Consider the following 21,686-nt stretch of genomic DNA (forward strand, 5'->3'; position numbering starts at 1 on the left):
GCGAGGGCTTTGCTTAATTGGCCGTGCGGGAGTGAGGCTCGATGTGGGGCATTTTTTTGTGTGGCCTCGGATGGCGAGCGAACGCAGACGGCCTTGTTTTCGTGGCCGATCGATGGCGTTGGGCTACGGCAGTCACGCCACACCTCCCGCGGGACACAGCACCGCCCATCGTTTGAGGTTCATGGCCAAGCAGAGAAGACGCAGATGGGTATGGTTGCGTGCCAAGCCCAGATAGCGAGCGCGCGCCCAGCCGTAAACGCCCTTGAGGCGCGCAAAGACCTGCTCGACCGGCGCGCGGCGGCGTCCCACGGCGTCGTTGAAGCGCTTCTTCCGCTCGGTCAGGGGATGATGCTTGTTGGGCCGGAACATCAGCCGCGGCTTGATGCCCCGGGCAGCCAGCCCGGCGCGGCGCTCGTGCTTGTCATAGGCCTGGTCGGCGTAGACCGCCTTCTCGTCGCCGCTGATCAATTCATCGGCCGGCACCGTATCGTTGACCGCAGCGTCGGTCAGCTTACTGCGACGGATGATCGCCGAGCACTGGTCGACACCGACATGCGCCTTGTAGCCGAAGTATCGCTTGCCACCCTTCTTGGTCCATCGCGCATCCGCATCGCGCTCGCTGTTGACCAGCTTGCTCGGCGCGCGCCCGTCTGGGCCGGGCGGCAGCGGGTCCTTTGGCGGCTTCGGCGGCTTCACCGCCGCCGGGATCAGGCTGGCGTCGATCAATGTGCCTCGACGCAGCACCAGCCCGCGCGCGTCGATCTGGCGCAGCATCTCGGCAAACAGCGTCTCGTCCAGACCGGCCTGCTGCAAAGCTTCGCGGAAGCGCCAGATCGTCGTATGGTCGGGCGTCTCGTCGCCCAGCGCAAAGCCGCAGAAGTCGCGGAAAGAGGCCCGGTCATCGAGCGCTTCTTCCAGTTCCGGATCGGACAGCCCGTACCATTGCTGCAACAGCACAGCCTTGAACATCACCAGCCGAGGATAGGCCGGCGCGCCACGCTCAGGTTCCGGAAGGCCGCACAGCACGCGCTCCACAGCCCCCCAATCGACCAGTTCGCAAATCCGCCTCAGCACCGCACCGCCTTTCCCACGCCGCGACGCCAGCGCATCTGCGAAGCTCGGTTGCCCAACCTGCCGATATGCCATCCCAAGACCCTCTTCAGATCTCTCCTAGTGAATCGCAGATTCGCGATTTGTGCAAAGCCCTCGCAAGCGGGAGAGGGAGCATACCTACTTCGCGGCCTACACTCCGACCAAACCCCGCCCCGCTTTGGCCTCCAGCGAGACCACCATCATCCGGTCGCAAAATCGGCCGCCGTTTCGGCGTGAATCGCCGTCGTGTCGAACGTCTCGACTGACGTATCGCCCGCACCGACCAGCATCGTGATCTCGGTGCAGCCGAGGATGATGCACTCGGCGCCGCTGGCGACGAGCGCGGCCATCACGTCCTGATAGCGGCGGCGCGAGGGCGCGGCGATGATGCCAAGGCATAGTTCATCGTAGATGATGCGGTTCACGTCGGCGCGCGCCTCGCTGGGAGGAACCAGGACATCGAGATCATGCGCGCGCAGCCGATCGATGTAGAAATCCTCCTCCATCGTGAACTTGGTACCGAGCAACCCGACCCGCCGATATCCGTTGGCCCGAATGCGCTCCGCCGTTGCGTCACCGATATGGATGAAGGGAATGGTCACCCTCGACATGATGTCGGGCGCCAGTTTGTGCATCGTGTTCGTGCACAACACGATCGCACGCGCGCCGGCGCCTTCGAGACGCCGCGCCACCTCCGCCAGGCTGGCCGCCGCCTCGTCCCAGCGGCCGGCGTACTGCATGTCCTTGATCTCTTGAAAGTCGTAGGAATACATCAGCAGCGGAGCCGAATGCAGCTTGCCCATGCGATCGCGAACGCGCTCGTTGATGAGCTTGTAGTAGAGCGCAGTGCTCTCCCAGCTCATGCCCCCGATCAGGCCGATGGTGTGCATCCTGGCGTCTTTCGAAAAGTAGTTCAACCGCATCGTAGACGAGGACGTCGAAGCTCGCCATCACGATGCGCGACGAACGGCGGGATGTCAGCTGGAGTTGGCCGAGTGCTTCTGATCAGAATCTCGAAAACAACCCCTCTCAACCCGTCATCCTGAGGTGTGAAGCTTGCGATGCGAAGCATTGCAAGCTGAGCCTCGAAGGATGAGCGGCCTAGATACAGCCGGGCCGTCGCCCTTCGAGGCTCGCCGAAGAGGCGAGCACCTCAGGGTGACGGTGATGGACGGCACGAAATTCACCGAACTCCACTACGTCCTCCGCTCCGATTGAACCCGATCAGGCGTCGACGACACTATCCCCTGCGGAGTCAACGGCCCCGGCCATCGACGGGCGATATGGGGGAGCATCTCGCATTCGAAAGCGAAACTGGCGATTGATTGCGGTCGGCACGGTGCTGCTGGTGCTTGCAATCCTGTTCTTCCTGTCCATGCAAGACATGACGCTGTGGTCCAATGATCCTGTCGCCTTGATGCGGACGGTCGGAGAGGTCTCGGGCGCTGTCGGCGGCATCAGCCTCGTGATGATCGTGTTCGGCCTGATCGGCCGGAAAGCGCCGGCCTGACGAGGCGCTCTTCCGGAAGGCTGGACCACGGCTCAATCACGCCTACGCGACGACGAGGAATAACAGGTCGTCGCTGCGAATCTGAATGTTCAGAACCGCGCATGTCTCGCGGGATTCATTTGGAGATGCACATGATCACCTCGAGGATGCTGGTTGTGGTCGCGATCGTATCGGCGATGGGCGCAGCTTCGGCTCAGCCTTTCCACCCCTCGCTGCCTGGAAAGGAAACGACCACGCGGCCCTGGACGGCGCCGGTCGGTCACCGCCAGCCGCACGCGTCCGACGTGCCGGCAACAACCTTGGGATCGCAGGATTTCCTTGATCAGGAGGATGCCAATATCGACCGCAAGATCTCGGGCATTTGTCGGGGTTGCTGATCGGGCCAGCACCCGATTCTAGAGCGCGGGCAAGCCGGGCGGCGGCTTGCGCATGTTGGACGCCTGCTCGAACGCGTAAGCCAGACGCAGAAGCTTGTGCTCGCTCCAGGCGGATCCTGCAAAAGTGATGCCGAGCGGATAGTCGGGCGTGTCCTTGTCGTCGGCTCCCGAGACGAATCCGCCTGGCACCATGACGCTGGGATAGCCCGCCTTGGCGGCGATCGCGGCGCCCATGCTGCCGGGGAACAGCACGGCGTCGAGCTTGTGCTGGTTGATGTAGGCGTCCATGCCGCGCGTCTTCGCCGCGAGCAGGTCCATGGCGCGCGCCGATTTGTACTCGCGCTCGCTGAGATCGCCGCGGGTGGCGTTGGCCGCGAGGAACAGATCCTGGCCGAAACGCAGCGCCTTCTCCGCGTGCGCCTCGTTGAAGGCGACGATGTCCGCGATGGTCTTGATCTCCGTGTTGGTCGCCCAATCCTTCAAATAGAGATTGAGATCGTGCTTCAGCTCGTAAAGGAAGACGACCGACTGCATCATCGGATTGCCCTTGTTGCGGCTCAGCGGATTGCGGTTGAACACGGCCATGGTCGTGCCTGGTCCGGCCATCCAGCCGGCCGTCGGCATGCTGGCGCGCACGACGACGGCGCCCAGATCCTCCATCACCTTGATCGCCTCGGTCATCACCTTGGTCCATTTGGGTGCCAGCTTGCCGTAATAGGGATCGTTCAGCGGGTCGGCCGGATCGCTCGGCACGCCGATGCGCGCGCCCTTCATCACGTCGGAGGCAAGGCCCGCGGTGTAATCGGCCGGCCGCCGCTGCCGCAGCGTCACGGGATCGCGCGGGTCCTTGGCGGCCAGCACGTTGAGAAGCAGCGCCGCGTCGCGCACATTGCGCGTCATCGGCCCCGCGGTGTCCTGGCTGTGCGCGATCGGCACGATGCCGGCGCGGCTGATCAATCCGACGGTCGGCTTGACCGTGACGAGGCCGTTCTGGCTGGCGGGGAACAGCAGCGAGCCCGAAGTCTCGGTGCCGATCGAGGCCGCGCACAGACCGGCGGCGACGGCGACCGCCGATCCCGAACTCGAGCCGCCCGGGGACACGACCGGAATGCCGCGATCGTCCATCAGCGCCGGCGCATAGGGGTTTTTCACCTGGCCGCCCAGCGATGAATAGCCCGAGGGCATGTCCATCGCGAGGATGTTGGCGAACTCCGTCAGGTTCGCCTTGCCCAGGATCACCGCGCCGGCGTTGCGCAGCAGCTTGACCACAGTGGCGTCACGTCTGGCGCGTGCGCCCTCCAGCGCCAGCGAGCCCGCGGTGGTCGGCTGCCTGTCAGACGTCGCGATGTTGTCCTTGATCAAGATCGGGACGCCGGCCAATGGCCGTTTGACCGACGGCCTGGTGTCGTCGAGCTTGCCCGCGATCGTGAGCGCGTCGGGATTGAGCGCGCGGACCGCGTTGAGCATGGGACCATGGCGGTCGTAGGCCTCGATGCGCGCGAGATAGAATTTGGTCAGCGCCGTAGCGGTGACGCGCCCGGCCGCCAAGGCATCGATGATATCGCTCATCGGCGCGTGCGCGAGCGTCGGCATGGGCGCCGGCTCGGCGCTGGCGGCAACCGTGGCGGGGCGATCAGCGCGGCGAGTCGGCTTCTTCATGGTATTCCTCTTGAGCGGCCCCGAATATGCTACGGACGGTAACATTAAGTCTGGTTGTGCGACAAGCTGATTGCCGAGCCTTGCGAGTGGAGCGACCCATGGAATGCACGATCCGGCCTGCGCTGGACGATGACGCTGATCAAATCAGCGCGGTCATCCTGCGTGCGCTGCGCGAAACCAATGCCAAGGACTATACCGACGAGATCATCGAGAGGGTTGAGCGCAGTTTCAGTCCGGGTGCCGTACGCGAGCTGATCGGAAAACGCACCGTCTTTGTCGCTACCATCGGCAGCCGCATCGTTGGAACAGCCAGCCTTGACGGAAGCGTCGTCCGCACGGTGTTCGTCGCTCCCGATGTTCAGGCCCGAGGTCTCGGCAAGCTGCTGATGGCCGAGATCGAGCGCACCGCGCGCGAGCGGAACATCCCGTCGTTGACCGTGCCATCTTCAGTCACCGCTGAAACTTTCTACGCGCGGCTCGGGTTCGAGGCCGTGCGCGACAGTTACCATGGTGACGAACGCACGATCATCATGGAGCGATTGCTGTAGTCCGTAGCCCGGGTGAGCGAAGCGATACCCGGGACAGTGAGCGGTAAAGTCCCGGATATCGCTTCGCTCATCCGGGCTACGAGGGATGGCAAGATTTCGGATCGCGGCCTGCCAAGCACCGGGATGCGATCTTGATCGCCCCCGCCAAATAGACCACCATCGCGTCACTTACCGCTCACACCAAGAGTGGGCGAGGAAACGCTGATATGAATGCAACTCCCGGGGTTGACCTGGTCGAGCGGGCACGGGCCATCGCACCGCTGATTGCGGGCGAAGCTGATCAGATCGAGCGGACGCGGCGGCTGACACCGGCGGTCGTGGGCGCGCTGATCGAGAACGGGCTCTATCGCGCGCTGCTGCCGCAGAGCCTCGGCGGCGCCGAGGCTGCGCCGGAAGCCTTCATGCAGATGCTGGAGGAGATCGCGAAGGTCGATGCCTCCACAGCCTGGTGTCTCGGCCAAAACAGCGTCTGCGCGATGATCGCAGCCTCCCTCGACCGCGACACCGCGCACGAGATCTTCAACACGGCGCCCGGCATCCTCGCCTGGGGCGCAGTCGCGCATGAGGCACGCGCGGTCGAGGGCGGCTATCGCGCTACGGCGCGCTGGGATTTCGCCTCGGGCTCGCGACAGGCGAGCTGGCTGGGGGCGCATGTCCGCATCATCGGCACTGACGGCGCGCCGCGCAAAAACGCCGACGGCTCACCGGAGATGCGTACCATCCTGTTCCCGCTTGCGAGCGCTGTGATGCACGACGTGTGGCAGGCGATCGGGCTTGCCGGAACCGGCACCGATTCCTACGAGGTGCACGACCTCTTCATCCCCGATCGCTTTGCGGCGTTCCGCGACGTGCCCGCGGCGTTGCGCGAGCCGGGCCCGCTCTACCGGCTCCCCACTGGTTCAACATACAGTCTTGGCTTCGCCGCTGTGTCACTTGGCGTGGCACGCGCCACGCTCGATGCCGCGATTGCGCTGGCGCGGGCAAAACATCAGTCGCTTGCCGCGAGCGCCATGCGCGACAACCAGGCGGTCCATGGGTTGATCGGCCGCACCGAGGGGGATTTGCGCGCCGCGCGCGCCTATCTCTACGCGACGGCAAGCGCGATGTGGCGCGACCTCTCCTCGACCGGCGCGTTCAGCCCGGCGCAGCGCAGCGCGGTTCGCCTCGCCGCGACCTGGACCATCCAGCAATCGGCAAAAGTGGTCGACACCGCCTATCACATGGCCGGCGCGACCGCCGTGTTCCGCAGCAACCCGTTCGAACGGCGGTTCCGCGACATGCACACGATCACCCAGCAGATCCAGGCGCGCGACACCCATTATGAGGACGTGGGCAAGGCGATCCTGTCGGGCAGCACGTCCGGCTGAAGCCGGGCTGCGAAAGGTCCTCGTCAGCGAGATATTCGTCATGGCCGTAGCCCTATTTGGCTGAAGCGGCCCCGCGTCGCCTCATGAAGAGTGGTCTTGGCGTAAGGGCAACCCACATTGACACCGTGAGGAAAATCACACTGCGCGAAGATACGACGATCCGGGCATTTGAAGCATGGCGGAGAAGTGTGACCTACCTCAAAGAGCGCGGTGAAGGGATCCAATATCTGCAACGGGAGCGTCTCATACATTTGAAGCACTCCCATGAAGAACCATTTTCCCCTGCTGGATCCGCTGCGCTTCGCGACTGCCCTCGGCGTCGCCATTTTTCACCAGATGTTCTGGTCCTGGGCCTGGGTCTCTATTGGCGTCCCAGGTTTCGAGCGCACCGTCGCCGCCGATGTCCTGTACCCGTCGGCTGCGCCCTTCACATGGTTCGGCTGGGTGGGTGTTGAAATCTTCTTCGTGATTTCCGGTTTCGTCATCGCGAATTCCGCGAGCAAGTCTTCGCCGACTGAGTTTCTTCTTGGCCGCGCGCTGAGGCTCTATCCCGCGGTCTGGGTTTGCGCCACCGCGACCCTCCTCGTTCTGGTTCTGTTTGGCAGTGGGTCAGCATCGCAATTCATTGTCCCCTACATCCACGCCATGACGCTCGTTCCCAAGGGAGTCATCGGTGACTGGCTTGACGGCGTCTACTGGACGCTGGCGGCCGAGGCGGCGTTTTATGGGCTGGTGTTTTGCGCGATGCTCACGAAGAGGATCACCCTGCGGCACGTGGCCTTTGGTCTCACCATCTACAGCGCGGTCTTCAATGCTGTCGCGTTGCTGATTCTGTCGTGCACGACGCCCAACGACTTGCCCTATCTGATTATCCTGATGTTCCGGGTGCCCGCCGCAGCATTCCTGTTGAACCATGGCTGCTTCTTTGCGCTTGGGATCTGGCTGTTCATTTCCGCCAACAGAAAATTGACGACGCTCGAACAAGTCGCCGTCGCCGTCACGTGCCTCTCCGGCGTCGCGGAAATCTACTATTTTGCCTCCTTCTTCCTGACGAGCATCCCCGCCATCTCGGATCAATCAGCCCTGGTGCCGATCACGGTCTGGGCGACGGCGGTGGGCCTCATTGCCTATGGCGCGAACAGAAACAGGCGCTCTGCGGGTACGGTTTCTCGGGAAGCGCCGGCTTATTGGAGAACGCTCGGGCTGATCACCTATCCGCTCTATCTCACCCACAACGTCATCGGCACGGAGATCATTCGTGTCCTGGTCGATGCCGGCCTGGATGCCACCGCGGCCGTATTTGTCGAGCTGGGCATGCTTGTCCTGGTCTGCTGGTTTATCAGTGCGAAGATCGAACCAGCCATCAGAGCTGCGATGACGCAGACCATTGCCTATTTCGGACAGCTTCCGGAAAGGCTGCCGGCTTCGAAGCGTCCGGCGTTTTCTCGGGGACTGGGGCTTCGGCTGCCCGTCCCGGCAAAGACGACCGCCGCGTTGCGATAGCCGGTGCCCTGCTGGACTAGCTTCCTGAACTTGCTGCATACCTCTCGGATGGAAGAGGTTGCGAAGGTCAAGGCAGGACGTATCGGATGAAGGTCACCAGAGACATGGTGGATCAGGACCTGCGCGTCCGATATGCGGCTGGGCGGATGGTCGCAAGATTCTTTCACACGAGATGGTTCGCTCTGCTCATGTTCGGTTTCACTGGGGCCATCCTGCGGGGAAGAAACATCCGTGGACTTGTCTGCCGAGAACAGCATATTCCGAGCAGAAATGACGGGTCACCCATTCGTGTGAGACTCTATCGGCCAACCGCGGCGGTTGGACCCCTGCCGGTGATGTTGTATTTGCACGGCGGCGGTTATATTCACGGGGTGCCCGAGCAATTCGGCTCACTCATCAAGGCCTTCATCGAAACAGAACCCTGCATCATCGTCGCGCCGGACTATAGAAAGGCCGGCGAAGCGCCGTACCCGGCTGCATTCAACGACTGCTACGACACCCTGCTATGGATAAGGGACAATGCGGCCTCCATCGGCGGAAGAACCGACGGATTCATCGTGGCGGGACCTAGCGCGGGCGGAGGGCTTGCGGCGGCCGTCTCGCTCAAGGCTACCGATACCGGCGATGCAAAAATAGCCTTTCAAATGCCGCTCTATCCGATGATTGACGACCGGCAGAACAGCGCCTCTGTCGTTGGAAACGACGCACCGATATGGGATGAAGGAGCCAACAGGCTGGCCTGGTCCCGTTATCTGGATGGCGTGATGAACGTGACGCCCTACGCTGCTGCGGCGCGCTGCACGGACTATTCGAAATTGCCGCCGACGATCACTTACGTCGGCAGTCTGGAGCCATTTCGGGATGAAACGAAAATCTACGTCGAAAACCTTCGCCGGGCCAATATTCCGGTTGAGTTCGAGGTATTCGACGGCGCTTATCACGCTTTTGAGGTCGTGGTACCCGACGCTCCCATCAGCAAGCGGGCAAACCGGTTCCTGATGGAAAACTTCCAGAAGTTTGCTCGGCGGTACTTCCCCTAGGACTATCAACACCGTCTGGACAGTCGCTGCATCAGCTGGGCTCGCGGAGAGTCCCCCTCACCCGGAATTCAAGCTGCGCTTGAACTCCGACCTCTCCCTACGAGGGAGGTGAAAGGACCGCCTTGGCCTGCGCTGGAGGACGCACTCTACGCCTTGCGTGCGCCGAACAGGCGGCCTCGCCAGCCCATGCCGATGACCAGGGCGATCATCAGGAGGAATGCCACGGCGGCGGCGACATCGACGATGCGGTCGCCGCCGGAGCAAATATCGTGATTGAGGCAGGCGCGGGACAGGATGCCACCCCGGAGCAGGGCGGCGAGCACCCCGAAATAGAGCAAGACGCCGAGCGCGAGATAGACCACCGTCACGAGCGTTCGCCACAGCCGCGAGGGCATCGCCGGGTCGTCCTCGCTCCGCTCCGTGATGAATTGCCCCGGATTGGCTTTGGCCGGATCGCGAATCTGCACGGTCGAGTGGGTCAGGAGATCGTGAATCGCCTGGTTGCGCCGGGTGGCCGCCATGGTCAGGAACGAGTACCAGCCGAGCAGGCTCTTGATGGCGAAGCGGGCGAGCGCCTTTGCAAAGCTCAAATGCCCGCCGCGGTCGTCGACGACGCGTAGATTGGTCCAGGCATGCCCGAGCGTGCCGCCGGTGCGCCAGACCAGTATCGGCTCGTAGAGCAGCAGGATCACGACGACCGAGACGCCGAGGGTTCGGGCCAGCGCATCGCTTTGCGCGTTGCTCGCCACCGCTAAGGCGCCGAACAGCAAGACCATCGCGAGCATCCAGTCGAGCAGGATGGCTTTCAGCCGCCGCGAGAAGCGCGCATAGCGCGGCCCGGGCGTCAGGGTTGGGGCGTCAGAGGCCATGGGTGCAGCATCCGTTGATCCGATCCGACTAAGAGACGCCGGCGAGCGGCTCGAGGTTCGATCATATCAGACGGCACGTTCACGCCACCAGCGCAGCGTCCTCGTCCCCATCAATCCCGCGCTGCGCCGCCAGCAGGCTGATGATCTCGACGTTGGGGCGGGCCTTGCTGAACAGAAAGCCCTGGCCTTCGTCGCAGCCTTCGGCGCGGAGGCAGCTCAGCTCGGCTTCGGTCTCGACGCCCTCGGCGGTGATGATGACGCCGAGGCCTTTGCCGAGGCTGACGATGGAGCGGATGATCGCCTGCGATTCGCGGTTGGCACCCAAATCACGCACGAAGGACTGGTCGATCTTGATCTTGTCGAACGGGAAGCTGCGCAGATAGCTGAGGCTGGAATAGCCGGTGCCGAAATCGTCCATCGAGATGCGCACGCCGAGTGCACGCAGCGCATGCAGCGTCGCCAGCACCTGGGCGCTCTTCTCCAGCAGCAGCGTCTCGGTGATCTCGAGCTCGAGCCGCCGCGGCGGCAGGCCGGAATGCTTCAGCGCGTCCGTCACCACCGAGAGCAGATTGCCGCTGCGGAACTGGAGCGGCGACAGATTGACGGCGACGCGGACGTCGTCCGGCCAGGTCGCGGCATCGAGACAGGCGCGGCGCAGCATCAGCCCACCGAGCGGATTGATCAGGCCGGTGTCCTCGGCGACCGGAATGAACTCGGCCGGCGAGACCATGCCGCGCTCCGGATGCGGCCAGCGCACCAGCGCCTCGAAGCCGGTGATGCGCCCGCTCGAAAGGTCGACCAGCGGCTGATAATACGGCCGCAGCACGTCGCTCTGGATGGCGTCGCGCAGCTCGACCTCGATCTTGCGGCGGCTCTGCGCTTTGGCGTCGAGCGCGGCCTCGAAGAACGCGAAGGTGCCGCGCGCATCCAGCTTGGCGCGCGACAGCGCCATGTCGGCGCTCTTGAGCAGCTTCTCGGAATCATCGCCGTCGCCGGGCGCCATCGCGATGCCGATGGAGGCGCCGATCACCACGGAATGGCCGTCGAGCAGATAGGGATCGGCGATGGCTTCCAGCAGCCGCTTGGCCAGCATCACCGCATCCTCGGGACGCGTCAGCCCGCCTTGCGCGATCGCGAACTCGTCCGAATTGAGCCGCGCCAGCGCGTCGTCCTCGCGGAGCGTCGAGCGCAAGCGCTTGGCGACGCCGCGCAAGAGCTTGTCGCCGACCGCATGTCCCAGCGTGTCGTTGACCGCCTTGAAATTGTCGAGCCCCAGCATCAGCACCGCGACCTTGTCGGCAGCACGGCGCGAGTGCAGCAGCATCTCGTCCACCTGCTGGCGCAGCAAATTGCGATTCGGCAGGCCGGTCAGCCCGTCATGCTGGGCCATGAAGGCGAGCCGCGCCTCGGCGCGCTTGCGCTCGGTGATGTCCATCAGCGCGAGCAGCACCGCGGGCCGCTCGGCATAGGTCAATTCGCGCGAATAGATCGCAAGATCGATCAGCGCGCCGTCGGCCTTGACGTGCTTCCAGGTGCGCGCGGCCTGCTCCTCGCTGGACCGATCGGTGGTCCAGGGCGGCTCGCTGTCGAAGGCCTGCAACGAGCGGATCTTCAGCTTCTCGAACTCGGTGCGGCTATAGCCGTAATGCGCGACCGCGGCATCGTTGACACCGAGGATGCACTCGTCATCCAGCGCACAGACGATCATGGGCACGGGATTGCCGTCGAACAGCAGGCGGAACGAGGCCTCGCGCTGCTTCAATTCGGTGATGTCGACGCGCAGGCCGACGATGCCGCCATCGTCGGTCCGGCGTTCCTCGATCAGGATGACGCGGCCGTCCGACAGCGTCTGCTCGTGGCGCTTGCCGGGCTGGTGGAGCTTCTTCAGCCGCTCGGCGATCCACTCGTCCTCGTGGCCGGCGGCCTCCGGATAGTCGCCACGGGCGACGCCGATGCGCAGCGTATCTTCCAGCCGCGCGCCTTCCGCGAACAGATCGGCGGTCTTGCTGTAGATCTCCGAATATTGCTTGTTCCAGAGAACGTAGCGGCCCTCGGGGTCGAGGATCACGATGCCCTGCGGCAGCATGTCGACGGCCTGACGCAGGCGATCATGCGATTTGTGCGCTTCGGTGATGGCCGCTTCGCGTTCGACGGGCGGACGAGGCGCGCGCGCGAAACGCGGCTTGCACAGCCGTTGGCCGGCCCGGGCGAGCGCGGTGTGCTTTCGCTTTTTCGGTTTTCGAGACCCCAAACTCAACTCACATGTCCAGTCGCGCCCAGCGGCTGCAACTCTTGAGGCAAGTGTCTGAAAAAAAAGTAATCTTCGGCAGGCTGACCGTCGGAGGCCCGGTCCTGCAGACCGTATCAAGCGGCCTTTGTTGCCTGTTTGCGAGGCGCGGCAGCGCGAGCGGGCGCGCCTGACCCATTCCCTCGTCGCAATCGGCGCGTGGTCTGGCGCAAAATTGCGCGTTCCCTTGAATCATTTCCGAAATCGCGCGCGATTGTATACGGACCGCGCCTGCTCCTCATTCCGCGCACGAATTTTGGCCAATACGGCATAGGGTTATCGCGCCGTTAAAAACGGGCCTGCCGACATGCGACTTTGGGATGACCTCATCGAAAACATGGATCGCGCCTGGGCGTGATCGACCAAGATCGCGTGCGGCATCGGCGCCGTGTTGGGCTATAAGGGTGTCAGCATGAGTCCCCGCCGCATCGCCCCTCTCCTGCTTGTCATGACGTTCCTGGCCGCCGGCGCCGCGCTGGCGCAGGACAAGGGCAGCGTGAATCCAAAGCCGCTGCCGCCGCTCGCCAATCCGAACGATCCCAAGATCGGCGCCAAGGAGCTGTTCGCGCGAAAACTGTTGCCCTCGACGGGGCCGGCGCACGTCATCGGCTCGTATGTGAAGGGCTGCATCGGCGGCGCCGAGCAGATGCCGCTCAACGGCGACAATTGGCAGGTGATGCGGCTGTCGCGCAATCGCAACTGGGGCCACCCCGATATGATCGCGCTGATCAAGCGGCTCGCGGCCAAGGCGCACAAGGATGCGGGCTGGCCCGGCATCCTGGTCGGCGACATCGGCCAGCCGCGCGGCGGGCCAGCATTGTCCGGCCATGCCAGCCATCAGATTGGTTTGGATGCCGACATCTGGCTGACGCCGATGCCGGACCATCGCCTCTCGCGCGAGGAACGCGAGGAGACGTCGGCGGTGATGATGGTGCGCGACGACCGCCTCGACATCGATCCAAAAGTGTTCACGCCCGCCCACGTGCTCGTGCTGCGCGACGCGGCGCAGGAGCCAGCGGTGCAGCGCATCTTCGTCAATCCCGCGATCAAGAAGGCGCTGTGCCGCGAAGCCAAGGGCGACCGCTCCTGGCTGTCAAAGATCCGGCCGTGGTGGGGCCACGATTATCATTTCCACATCCGCATGCGCTGCCCAGCGGGCGCCACCGAATGCCAGGGCCAGCCGTCGCAATCCGAGGATGAAGGCTGCAAGGCTTCCGACTTCGCCTACTGGTTCAGCGAGGGCGTGCTGCATCCGAAGCCATCGCCGGAGCCACCGAAGCCGCATCCGCCGATGACGCTGGCGCAGATGCCGGCCGCTTGTAAGGCCGTGCTGCGCGCGGGGGATGCGAAGCCGTAGGCCTCCGCCGTCGTCCCGGCGAAGGCCGGGACCCATACCGCGAGGTCTATCGATTGTGGAAAGTCGATGTACCGAACTCCGAGTCTTCGCCAAACTACTCCTTGTGGTTATGGGTCCCGGCCTTCGCCGGGACGACGAGCGGATAGATCACTTGTCCATGACAACGAACTCGATGGTTGGTTCGCATCACCCAAATGCGCTAGGATCACCTTGCCGCTGTGCCGTAAGCCAGCGGCTCGTCGGGATGCGCATCCCGCTCCTCAACCACCTGACTGCAAGCCCGCGTCGTTCGCGTGGCCAGCGATGAGATCTGACATGCGCGTCCTCACTTTCCTCGCCGTGCTTTCACTCAGCGCGACCTCCGCCCTCGCCGCCGAAGAACCCAGCGGCTGTGACAAATTCAAATGGCCGATCGAACGTGAGCGCGCTGCGCTCACTGCGCCGGATCGTGCCAAGCTGGCATCGGGAGCCGAGCAGGCAGCTCTGCCGTCGTCTGGCATCACGCTGGCGCTGGTCGCGCCTCAGGAGGCAAAACTGCCGTCGCCGCCCGAGCGCGCGCCGAAGGATGGCACCTTTGCCGGCTTCACGAGCATCAAGGCCGCGAAGGCAGGCGTCTACACGGTCAGCCTGTCGACCGGGGCCTGGGTCGACGTGGTGCAGGACGGGCATTTCCTCAAACCCGTGGCCTTCAGCGGCGCGACCGATTGCGACGGCATCCGCAAGACCATGAAATACGAGCTGTCGGCGCAGCCCTTCGTGCTCCAAATCAGCGGCGCCAAGGACAATGCGCTCTCAATCGCGATCCTGCCGGCACAATAGGCCGGGTTGGTTAGACAAACGGTCGCCTTTCACCTCAAGCCCCAGCCTGCTATCTTCGCAGATGCGATATCCTCGCCGGCCGTAAGCCGTTGCGAGGCCACGCGGAACAGCGCTTCCGCCGGTCGCAACGCAATCCCACCCAACGCCGGTTGCGCGTGCGATTTCGCGCGCGGGCTCGCACGGAGCGCTACCCCATGTTTCGTATTGCCGGACTTTTCACCGCTTTCGTGATCCTCGCGGGCGCGAGCCTCTCGCCTGCCGCCGCCGAGGACAAGACCATCACCGTGTTCGCGGCCGCCTCGATGAAGAACGCGCTCGACGAGATCGACGCCGCCTACACCGCCAAGACCGGCGTCAAGTTCAGCGTCAGCTATGCCGCGAGCTCGGTGCTCGCCAAGCAGATCGAGCAGGGCGCGCCGGCCGACGTCTTCGTCTCCGCCGACACCGACTGGATGGACTACGCCATCTCCAAGAAGACCATCAACGAGCCGACCCGGGTCAATCTGCTCGGCAACAGCATCGTGCTGATCGCGCCGAAGGATTCCAAGATCGACAACGTCACCATCGCGCAAGGTTTTGACCTCGCCAAACTCGCCGGCGACGGCAAGATCGCGACCGGGGACGTGAAGTCGGTGCCGGTCGGCAAATACGCCAAGGCTGCGCTGGAAAAGCTCGGCGCCTGGCAGGCCGCTGAGCCGAAATTCGCCATGGCCGAAAGCGTGCGCGCCGCGCTGACGCTGGTGGCGCGCGGCGAGGCCAACCTCGGCATCGTCTATTCCACCGACGCCAAGGTCGAGCCCGGCGTCAAGATCGTCGGCACCTTCCCGGCGGATTCGCACCCCGCGATCATCTATCCGGTAGCGGCGACCACGACCGCGAAGGGCGAGACCAACGACTATCTCGCCTTCCTGCGCACGTCGGCGGCCAAGACCATTCTGGAAAAATACGGCTTCAAGTTCCTGATCAGCCCCACAACCTGATATCTACGACTTGATGCTCGATATCTCTCCCGCGGAATGGACGGCGATCCTGCTCTCGCTCAGGGTCGCCGTCATCGCAACGCTGGTGGCGACGCCATTCGGCATTGCGCTGGCGTGGCTACTCGCCCGCAAAGACTTCTGGGGCAAGGCCGTGCTCGATGCGGTGGTGCATCTGCCGCTGGTGCTGCCGCCGGTCGTCACCGGCTATCTGCTCTTGCTTACGTTTGGCCGCCGCGGGCTCGTGGGCGCCTTCCTCGCCGACCATCTCGGCATCGTCTTCGCGTTTCGCTGGACTGGCGCCGCGCTTGCCTGCGGCGTGATGTCGTTTCCACTGCTGGTGCGCCCGATGCGGCTGTCGATCGAGGCGATCGACCGCAGGCTCGAGCAAGCCGCGGAGACGCTCGGTGCGGCTCCTTTCAAAGTCTTCTTCACGGTGACGCTGCCCTTGGCGCTGCCCGGCGTGCTCGCCGGCATGGTGCTCGGCTTTGCCAAGGCGATCGGCGAGTTCGGCGCCACCATCACTTTCGTCTCCAACATTCCCGGCGAGACCCAGACGATTTCCTCGGCGATCTATTCGCTGATCCAGACGCCGGACGGTGATACAGCCGCGGGCCGGCTCGTCATCATCTCGGTCGTGATCGCGCTCGGCGCGTTGATCGCCGCTGAATGGTTCGCCCGCCGCGCCACCGCGCGCTTGCACGGGAACTGACCATGCTGCGGGTCGATGTCGAAAAACAGCTCGGTGAGTTTTCGCTTCAAGCGTCCTTCGAAAGCGAGGGCCGCGTCACCGGCCTGTTCGGTGCGTCCGGCGCCGGCAAGAGCTCGCTGATCAACATGATCGCAGGGCTCTTGCGTCCCGACCGCGGCACCATCGTGATCGACGGCGAGACCGTCGACGACACCGCGGCGGGTATCCATGTCCCAACCTATCGCCGCCGCATCGGCTATGTGTTCCAGGATGCCCGGCTGTTTCCGCATCTCAACGTCGCGCAGAATCTCGACTATGGACGGCGGATGAATCGTCTGCCGTCCGATCCCGCGCAGCACAAGCGCGTCGTCGAGTTGCTTGACATCGGCCCCCTGCTCGATCGCCGTCCCGGAAAACTCTCCGGCGGCGAGCGCCAGCGCGTTGCGCTCGGACGCGCTCTGCTGTCCAAGCCGCGCCTGCTGCTGCTCGACGAGCCGCTCGGCGCGCTCGACGAGGGCCGCAAGCTCGAGATCCTGCCCTATCTGGTGCGGCTGCGCGACGAGGCCAACATTCCCATGGTCTATGTCAGCCACGACGTCGCCGAACTGCGCCAGCTCGCGACGCAGATTGTGATGCTCAGGCAGGGGCGGGTGACGTCGTTTGGTGGGGTTAAGGTGCTGACGTGAGGCATGCTGGTCGCCCCGACCTCCGCTGTCGTCCCGGCCTAGTGCGCAATTGCGCACGGGGGGCCGGGACCCATACCGCGTGATGTAACGGTAAACGGCAGTCTGAGTACCGGCGACGAAAAGATAACTACTAGCCGTCGTCAAACTACTCCCTGTGGCTATGGGTCCCGGCCTTCGCCGGGACGACGGCCGGGCTTTACCGTGCCTTCCGCCGCTTCGGCTTCACCGCCGCAAACACGCTTCCCAAATCCTCGCTCGCCGGCACCACATCATCCAGATGCAGCCGGCTCTCCACATGCAGAAAATGCTCGCGCGAGACCGCAATGGCACGCGCGACATCGCGGGCGCGCAACGCTTCGACGATGGCGCCGTGCTCGTCGACGGCGCAGATCGAATCGGTGGCGGGTTCGTAGACTGAGACCATCACCGAGGAGCGGCTGAGCAGATCGGCAAGGAAGCGCGTGAGCTCGGCGTTGCCGAGCGCTTCGACCAGATGGACGTGGAACGCACCGGACAGCCGCACCGAAGCAGCGCGGTCGCCACGCGTTGCGGCAGCGCGCTCCTCGGCGAGATGGGCGTTGAGCCGATCGATCAAGGCATCGTCGATGTGGCGCACGAGCTGCGTCAACACGCCGGCCTCGAGCACGCGATGAGCCTCGTAGACGCTGCGGACATCGTCGAGCGTCGGGCGCGGCACCCGCGCGCCGCGGTTGGGGATCATCTCCAGCCGCCGCTCCGCACCTAACCGATGCAGCACTTTTCGGATGCGCTCGCGCGACACGCCAAAGATGTCAGCGAGCGGCGGCTCGGCGAGCTTGGTCCCCGCCTTCAGCTTGCCCTCCAGCAGCGCATGCAGGATGGCCTGATAGACCGCCTCGTCCTCTGCCGGATTGGCCTTGCCGTTTCCCTTGCCATTTCGCCTGCGCTGCGTCGCCATGGCCGATAGCTAGGCCCAAAGGATGCGCAGCGTCACCTCCAAAAAATGTGCACATTTTCTACGCGGCTGCGCAGGCGAGACACGCGAGATTCGGTCAATACATTGAAATTACTTACCTTTATAAAAATGTGCACATTTGGCATGGCGCTTGCTGCTGCTTCGTAGCAAGCTTTACGCACAACAAACGGGACATGCCCATGCACACCCCCTCCCGACGCAGCGTTCTGAAATCCGGCGCGGCCCTGGCCGCTGCTCTAGCCGCCCCGGCGCGCCTGCGCGCGGCGACCAAAGAGATCGTCATCGGCGGCCCCGCGGGCGCCGCAAAGTATTTCAACGCCGATCTGTTTCCGGTGCTGGAGAAGAAGCTCGACTGCAAGGTGCTCTACGAGGGCACCAATTCGCTGACCAATCTCCAGAAGATGCAGGCCGACAAAGCCGCGCCAAAGATCTCCGTCGTTATCATGGATGATCCGGTGATGCTGCCGGCGGCAGCCGAGGGGCTGATCACCAAGATGTCGGCGTCGTCGATCGCCAATCTCGGCAAGCTCGTCGATAACTCGGTGCACCAGGACGGAATGTGGGCCAACTATCAGCGGCCCTGGGCCGGCATCGCCTATTCGACCAAGCGCATGAAGACAGCGCCAACGAAATGGGCGGACCTGTGGGACGCGAAATACGCTTCCAAGGTGATTGTGCCGTCGCTCTCCAACACCGAGGGTTTCTGGACGCTGCTCGCCGCCGCGCATCTCGAAACCGGCAAACCCTACAAGGAGGCGCAGTACGAGATCGACGCCGCCTTCAAGAAGGTGAAGGAGCTGAAGCCGAACCTACTCAACGTCTATACCAACGCGCCGCAGGCCATCAATTTGATGGAGCAGGGCGAGGCCTGGATGATCGGCGGGCAATTCTCGGCCTACACGCTGATCCGCAAGGCCGACGGCTCACCGGTCGATCTCGCTGTGCCGCAGGACGGCGGCTTCGCCATGCCGTCCGGAATTGCGAAGGTGGCTGGCGCGCCGGCCGGTGATCTCGCGGACGCCGTGATCGACTTCTTCCTCAGCCCGGAAGCGCAGACCATCCTCGCCGACAAGGCTTTTGTCGCACCGACCAACAAGGGCACACCGACGCCAGCGGGTTTCCCGGATCCGGCCTCGCTGTTCGCACCCGACTGGGCGTTCGTTGCAAAAAACCGCGCCGGCTGGGTCGACCGCTGGAGCAAGGAGATGACATGAGCGAGAGCAGCCCGCATCTCGTCGTCCGCGGCGTCTCCAAGCGTTACGGGCCGACGACGGTCCTCGATCATATCGACCTGACCATCCGCCGCGGCGAGCTCGTCACGCTGCTCGGCCCCTCCGGCTGCGGCAAGACCACGTTGCTGCGCGCCATCGCCGGCCTCGCGCAGCCCGACACCGGCAAGGTCGAGCTCGCCGGGCGCGACATCACCAACGTGCCGCCGCACAAGCGCAATGTCGGCGTCGTGTTCCAGAGCTACGCGCTGTTTCCGCATCTCACCGTCGCCGGCAATGTCGCGTTCGGACTGAAGGTGCGCGGCGCGGCCAAGCGCGAGATCGATGCCGCGGTCGAACGCGCGCTGTCGCTGGTCAAGCTCGGCCATCTCGGCGGTCGCCGCATCTCGGCGCTGTCGGGCGGCCAGCAGCAGCGCGTGGCGCTGGCGCGTGCGATTGCGGTCGAGCCTGATGTGCTGCTGTTCGACGAGGCGCTTTCGGCGCTCGATCGCAAGCTGCGCGAGGAGATGCAGGTCGAGCTGCGCCGCCTGCTCCAGGACGTGAAGGCCACCGCGATCTTCGTCACCCATGACCAGGACGAGGCGCTGACCATGTCCGACCGCGTCGCGGTCATGAACAAGGGGCGCATCGAGCAGCTCGCCGAGCCGCGCGAGCTTTACTTGCGGCCCGCCAGCCTGTTCGCGCTCAACTTCGTCGGGCTGTCGACGCGGATCTCCGGCACCGTGCTCGCGGCTGACAACGGCAAGGTCGATGTCGAGACCAAGCTCGGCCGCATGTCGGCGCTCGGCAATTTCCAGGCGGGCTCTCCCGTCATCGTCGCGGCGCGTCCCGAGCAGCTTCGTCTTGGCGAGCAGGGCGAGGCGAACTCGGCCGCCGGCCGCGTCCGCTCCGTGGTGTTCCAGGGCTCGCGTACGCTGGTTGAGGTCGATGCCGGCGCCGGCGAAAGCCTGCTCGCCGAACTTTCGGGGCGCGACGGTGCGATCCCGCGCGTGCATGACGAGATCCGCCTGAGCTGGCCGGTGACCGAGACCTTTGCATTTCCGATGGAGGCGCAGGCATGACCGAGGCGGCCCTTCCCGCGCCCGTCGCGGCGCCCGCGGTTGACCGCGAGCGACTTGCCGCGATCGGTTTCGTGCTGCCGTCCTTCGTCATCATCGCCGGCGTGTTCGCGCTGCCGCTGGTGCTGCTGCTCGGCGTCAGCGTCGTCGATGCCAACGGGCTGACTTTTGCCCATTACAAGCGCCTGCTCGGCACGCCCTATTATCTCGGCGTGATCTGGAATTCGCTGAGGCTCGGGCTTTTGACCACACTGATCGCGTTCCTGATCAGCTACCCGGCCGCCTTCGCGCTGGCGCGCGCGCGTGGGGCCTTGCGCTCAGTGCTACTGGCGACGCTGTTCCTGCCGCTTGCGGCCAGCGTCATCGTCAAGGCGTTTGCGTGGACGATCCTGTTGCGCAGCGACGGCATCGTCAACGAGACGCTGATCGCGCTCGGCATCATCGAAGACCCGATCCGGATGATCTTTACCGAGACCGCGTTGATCGTCGGCGCCGTCAACATCTTCCTGCCCTTCATGATCCTGCCGATCTACGCGATCGTGGCGCAGCTCGATCCACGCTACGCGGAGGCGGCAGCCACACTGGGCGCCTCGCCGGTCGGAACTTTCTTCCGTGTGATCCTGCCGCTGACCTTGCCCGGCATCATCGCCGGCGTGGCGCTGGTGTTCTCGCTGTCGGTCTCCGCCTATGTGGTACCGACGCTGCTGATCGGCGAAAAATATCCAACACTCGCGACCACGATCGCAAAGGCCTATCTGCTCGCACGCGAGCCGGGCTTCGGCGCCGCGGCCGGCGTCGTGTTGCTGGCCATCGCCATTGCCGTCGTTGCGCTGAGCGCGCGCCTATCGCGGGAGCCGAAATGATGACGCGGGCCGCAATCATCGTCTGCTGGGTGATGGCCATCGCGCTGGCGCTGTTCCTGATCGCGCCGCTGCTGGTGATCGCGGCCGCAAGCTTCTCGCCGACGCCGGTGTTCGACCTGCCGCTGACGGGTGCTTCGACGCGCTGGTACGGCAAGATCAGCCGGCTCGACGGCTTCTGGCCGTCGCTGCTGCTGTCGCTTCAGATCGCGCTGTTCTCGACCGCGATCTCGCTGGTCTGCGGCACCCTCGCGGCGATCGCGATCGCGCGCGGAAAACTGCCGGGTGCGGGCATCTTTGCGACCGCTCTGGTCTCGCCGCTGATGATGCCGGGCCTGGTGCTTGGTATCGCGCTGTTGCAGGGCTTTCGCGCCATCGGATTCACCGCGCCGTGGGCGACGCTGCTGGTCGCGCATCTCGTGATCACGCTGCCTTATGTCGCGCGCACGATGATCGCCGGGCTCGCGCGGTTCGACTTCACGCTGATCGAGGCGGCGCGCACGCTCGGCTGTACCTATCCCGGCGGCGTGCTGCGGGTGATGGTGCCGGCGCTGGCGCCGTCGTTCCTGATCGCCGGCCTCTTCTCGTTCCTGGCCTCGTTCGACAATTATCCGGTCTCGATCTTCCTCGCCGACGTCCGCACCAAGACGCTGCCGATCCGGATGCTGCAATATATCGAGGAAGCGCCCGATCCGACGCTCGCGGCGCTCTCCACCCTCATCCTGGCCGGCACCGTCATCCTGCTGGTCGTCAGCGACCGCGTCGTCGGCCTGCACCGCATGGCCGGAACCTCGGACTGATC

The 21,686-nt window shown here is 64.4% G+C and carries 21 protein-coding genes; 15 read left to right on the plus strand and 6 right to left on the minus strand.

Going from position 1 to position 21,686, the window contains the following annotated elements:
• Positions 1-132: 132 nt before the first annotated feature.
• Positions 133-1,146, minus strand: coding sequence for an IS5 family transposase (locus tag UB31_RS23520; protein WP_050044708.1), 1,014 nt, complete (start codon positions 1,144-1,146; stop codon positions 133-135).
• A gap of 146 nt (positions 1,147-1,292) precedes the next feature.
• Positions 1,293-1,982 (minus strand): aspartate/glutamate racemase family protein, encoded by a 690-nt coding sequence (locus UB31_RS23525; protein WP_045012603.1) that lies wholly within the window; start codon positions 1,980-1,982, stop codon positions 1,293-1,295.
• 431 nt (positions 1,983-2,413) lie between these two features.
• Between UB31_RS23525 and UB31_RS23530 the strand changes: the two genes are divergently transcribed.
• Both UB31_RS23530 and UB31_RS23535 read left to right on the plus strand, forming a co-directional pair.
• On the plus strand, positions 2,414-2,602 hold the full coding sequence (locus tag UB31_RS23530; protein ID WP_045012604.1) for a hypothetical protein: 189 nt from the start codon (positions 2,414-2,416) through the stop codon (positions 2,600-2,602).
• A 125-nt stretch (positions 2,603-2,727) separates the two neighbouring features.
• Entirely contained in the window at positions 2,728-2,979 is a 252-nt protein-coding gene (locus tag UB31_RS23535) for a hypothetical protein (protein WP_245306049.1), read from the plus strand.
• 18 nt (positions 2,980-2,997) lie between these two features.
• On the opposite strand, the gene UB31_RS23540 is transcribed toward UB31_RS23535, so the two are convergent.
• Complete coding sequence (locus UB31_RS23540; RefSeq protein ID WP_045012605.1) at positions 2,998-4,638, minus strand: amidase family protein; 1,641 nt, start codon at positions 4,636-4,638, stop codon at positions 2,998-3,000.
• Between the two features lie 98 nt (positions 4,639-4,736).
• Between UB31_RS23540 and UB31_RS23545 the strand changes: the two genes are divergently transcribed.
• From UB31_RS23545 to UB31_RS23560, 4 genes are all read left to right on the plus strand, one after another.
• Positions 4,737-5,186, plus strand: coding sequence for a GNAT family N-acetyltransferase (locus UB31_RS23545; RefSeq protein ID WP_045012606.1), 450 nt, complete (start codon positions 4,737-4,739; stop codon positions 5,184-5,186).
• A gap of 206 nt (positions 5,187-5,392) precedes the next feature.
• Positions 5,393-6,553, plus strand: coding sequence for an acyl-CoA dehydrogenase family protein (locus UB31_RS23550; RefSeq protein ID WP_045012607.1), 1,161 nt, complete (start codon positions 5,393-5,395; stop codon positions 6,551-6,553).
• A 264-nt stretch (positions 6,554-6,817) separates the two neighbouring features.
• Complete coding sequence (locus tag UB31_RS23555; RefSeq protein WP_045012608.1) at positions 6,818-8,056, plus strand: acyltransferase family protein; 1,239 nt, start codon at positions 6,818-6,820, stop codon at positions 8,054-8,056.
• An 86-nt stretch (positions 8,057-8,142) separates the two neighbouring features.
• The gene (locus UB31_RS23560) at positions 8,143-9,096 is read left to right on the plus strand and encodes an alpha/beta hydrolase (protein WP_045012609.1); all 954 of its coding nucleotides are present in this window, start codon (positions 8,143-8,145) and stop codon (positions 9,094-9,096) included.
• A 146-nt stretch (positions 9,097-9,242) separates the two neighbouring features.
• Here UB31_RS23560 and UB31_RS39945 read toward each other — a convergent pair whose 3' ends face one another.
• On the minus strand, positions 9,243-9,965 hold the full coding sequence (locus UB31_RS39945; RefSeq protein ID WP_050044820.1) for an RDD family protein: 723 nt from the start codon (positions 9,963-9,965) through the stop codon (positions 9,243-9,245).
• A 79-nt stretch (positions 9,966-10,044) separates the two neighbouring features.
• Positions 10,045-12,051, minus strand: a complete 2,007-nt coding sequence (locus UB31_RS23570) for a putative bifunctional diguanylate cyclase/phosphodiesterase (protein WP_245306053.1) — start codon at positions 12,049-12,051, stop codon at positions 10,045-10,047.
• A 613-nt stretch (positions 12,052-12,664) separates the two neighbouring features.
• On the opposite strand from UB31_RS23570, the gene mepA reads away from it, so the two are divergent.
• The 5 genes from mepA (at position 12,665) to modC (ending at position 16,782) form a co-directional block, all read left to right on the plus strand.
• Positions 12,665-13,609 carry a penicillin-insensitive murein endopeptidase gene (mepA, locus tag UB31_RS23575; RefSeq protein WP_045012690.1) on the plus strand — a complete coding sequence of 315 codons (945 nt, stop codon included), beginning with the start codon at positions 12,665-12,667 and terminating at the stop codon, positions 13,607-13,609.
• A gap of 315 nt (positions 13,610-13,924) precedes the next feature.
• The gene (locus UB31_RS23580) at positions 13,925-14,428 is read left to right on the plus strand and encodes a hypothetical protein (protein ID WP_045012610.1); all 504 of its coding nucleotides are present in this window, start codon (positions 13,925-13,927) and stop codon (positions 14,426-14,428) included.
• A 194-nt stretch (positions 14,429-14,622) separates the two neighbouring features.
• Positions 14,623-15,408 carry a molybdate ABC transporter substrate-binding protein gene (gene modA / locus UB31_RS23585; protein ID WP_045012611.1) on the plus strand — a complete coding sequence of 262 codons (786 nt, stop codon included), beginning with the start codon at positions 14,623-14,625 and terminating at the stop codon, positions 15,406-15,408.
• 13 nt (positions 15,409-15,421) lie between these two features.
• A complete protein-coding gene (modB, locus tag UB31_RS23590) occupies positions 15,422-16,117 on the plus strand; it encodes a molybdate ABC transporter permease subunit (RefSeq protein WP_045012612.1) in 696 nt (231 codons plus the stop codon).
• A gap of 2 nt (positions 16,118-16,119) precedes the next feature.
• Positions 16,120-16,782 carry a molybdenum ABC transporter ATP-binding protein gene (gene modC, locus UB31_RS23595; protein WP_045001726.1) on the plus strand — a complete coding sequence of 221 codons (663 nt, stop codon included), beginning with the start codon at positions 16,120-16,122 and terminating at the stop codon, positions 16,780-16,782.
• 196 nt (positions 16,783-16,978) lie between these two features.
• Here the strand turns inward: modC and UB31_RS23600 are convergent, their stop codons facing one another.
• The gene (locus UB31_RS23600; protein ID WP_045001727.1) at positions 16,979-17,719 is read right to left on the minus strand and encodes a GntR family transcriptional regulator; all 741 of its coding nucleotides are present in this window, start codon (positions 17,717-17,719) and stop codon (positions 16,979-16,981) included.
• A gap of 197 nt (positions 17,720-17,916) precedes the next feature.
• On the opposite strand from UB31_RS23600, the gene UB31_RS23605 reads away from it, so the two are divergent.
• The 4 genes from UB31_RS23605 to UB31_RS23620 are packed head-to-tail and all read left to right on the plus strand — an operon-like array spanning position 17,917 to position 21,684.
• On the plus strand, positions 17,917-18,951 hold the full coding sequence (locus UB31_RS23605) for an extracellular solute-binding protein (protein WP_045001728.1): 1,035 nt from the start codon (positions 17,917-17,919) through the stop codon (positions 18,949-18,951).
• Positions 18,948-20,027, plus strand: coding sequence for an ABC transporter ATP-binding protein (locus UB31_RS23610; RefSeq protein WP_045012613.1), 1,080 nt, complete (start codon positions 18,948-18,950; stop codon positions 20,025-20,027). Before UB31_RS23605 ends, UB31_RS23610 begins: the two co-directional genes overlap by 4 nt.
• Positions 20,024-20,887, plus strand: coding sequence for an ABC transporter permease (locus tag UB31_RS23615; protein WP_045012614.1), 864 nt, complete (start codon positions 20,024-20,026; stop codon positions 20,885-20,887). The genes UB31_RS23610 and UB31_RS23615 overlap by 4 nt, the downstream gene beginning before the upstream one ends.
• Positions 20,884-21,684 carry an ABC transporter permease gene (locus UB31_RS23620; RefSeq protein WP_245306050.1) on the plus strand — a complete coding sequence of 267 codons (801 nt, stop codon included), beginning with the start codon at positions 20,884-20,886 and terminating at the stop codon, positions 21,682-21,684. The genes UB31_RS23615 and UB31_RS23620 overlap by 4 nt, the downstream gene beginning before the upstream one ends.
• The last annotated feature ends 2 nt before the right edge of the window (positions 21,685-21,686 follow it).

The sequence above is a fragment of the Bradyrhizobium sp. LTSP849 genome, assembly GCF_000938255.1.
Taxonomy (GTDB): Bacteria; Pseudomonadota; Alphaproteobacteria; order Rhizobiales; family Xanthobacteraceae; genus Bradyrhizobium.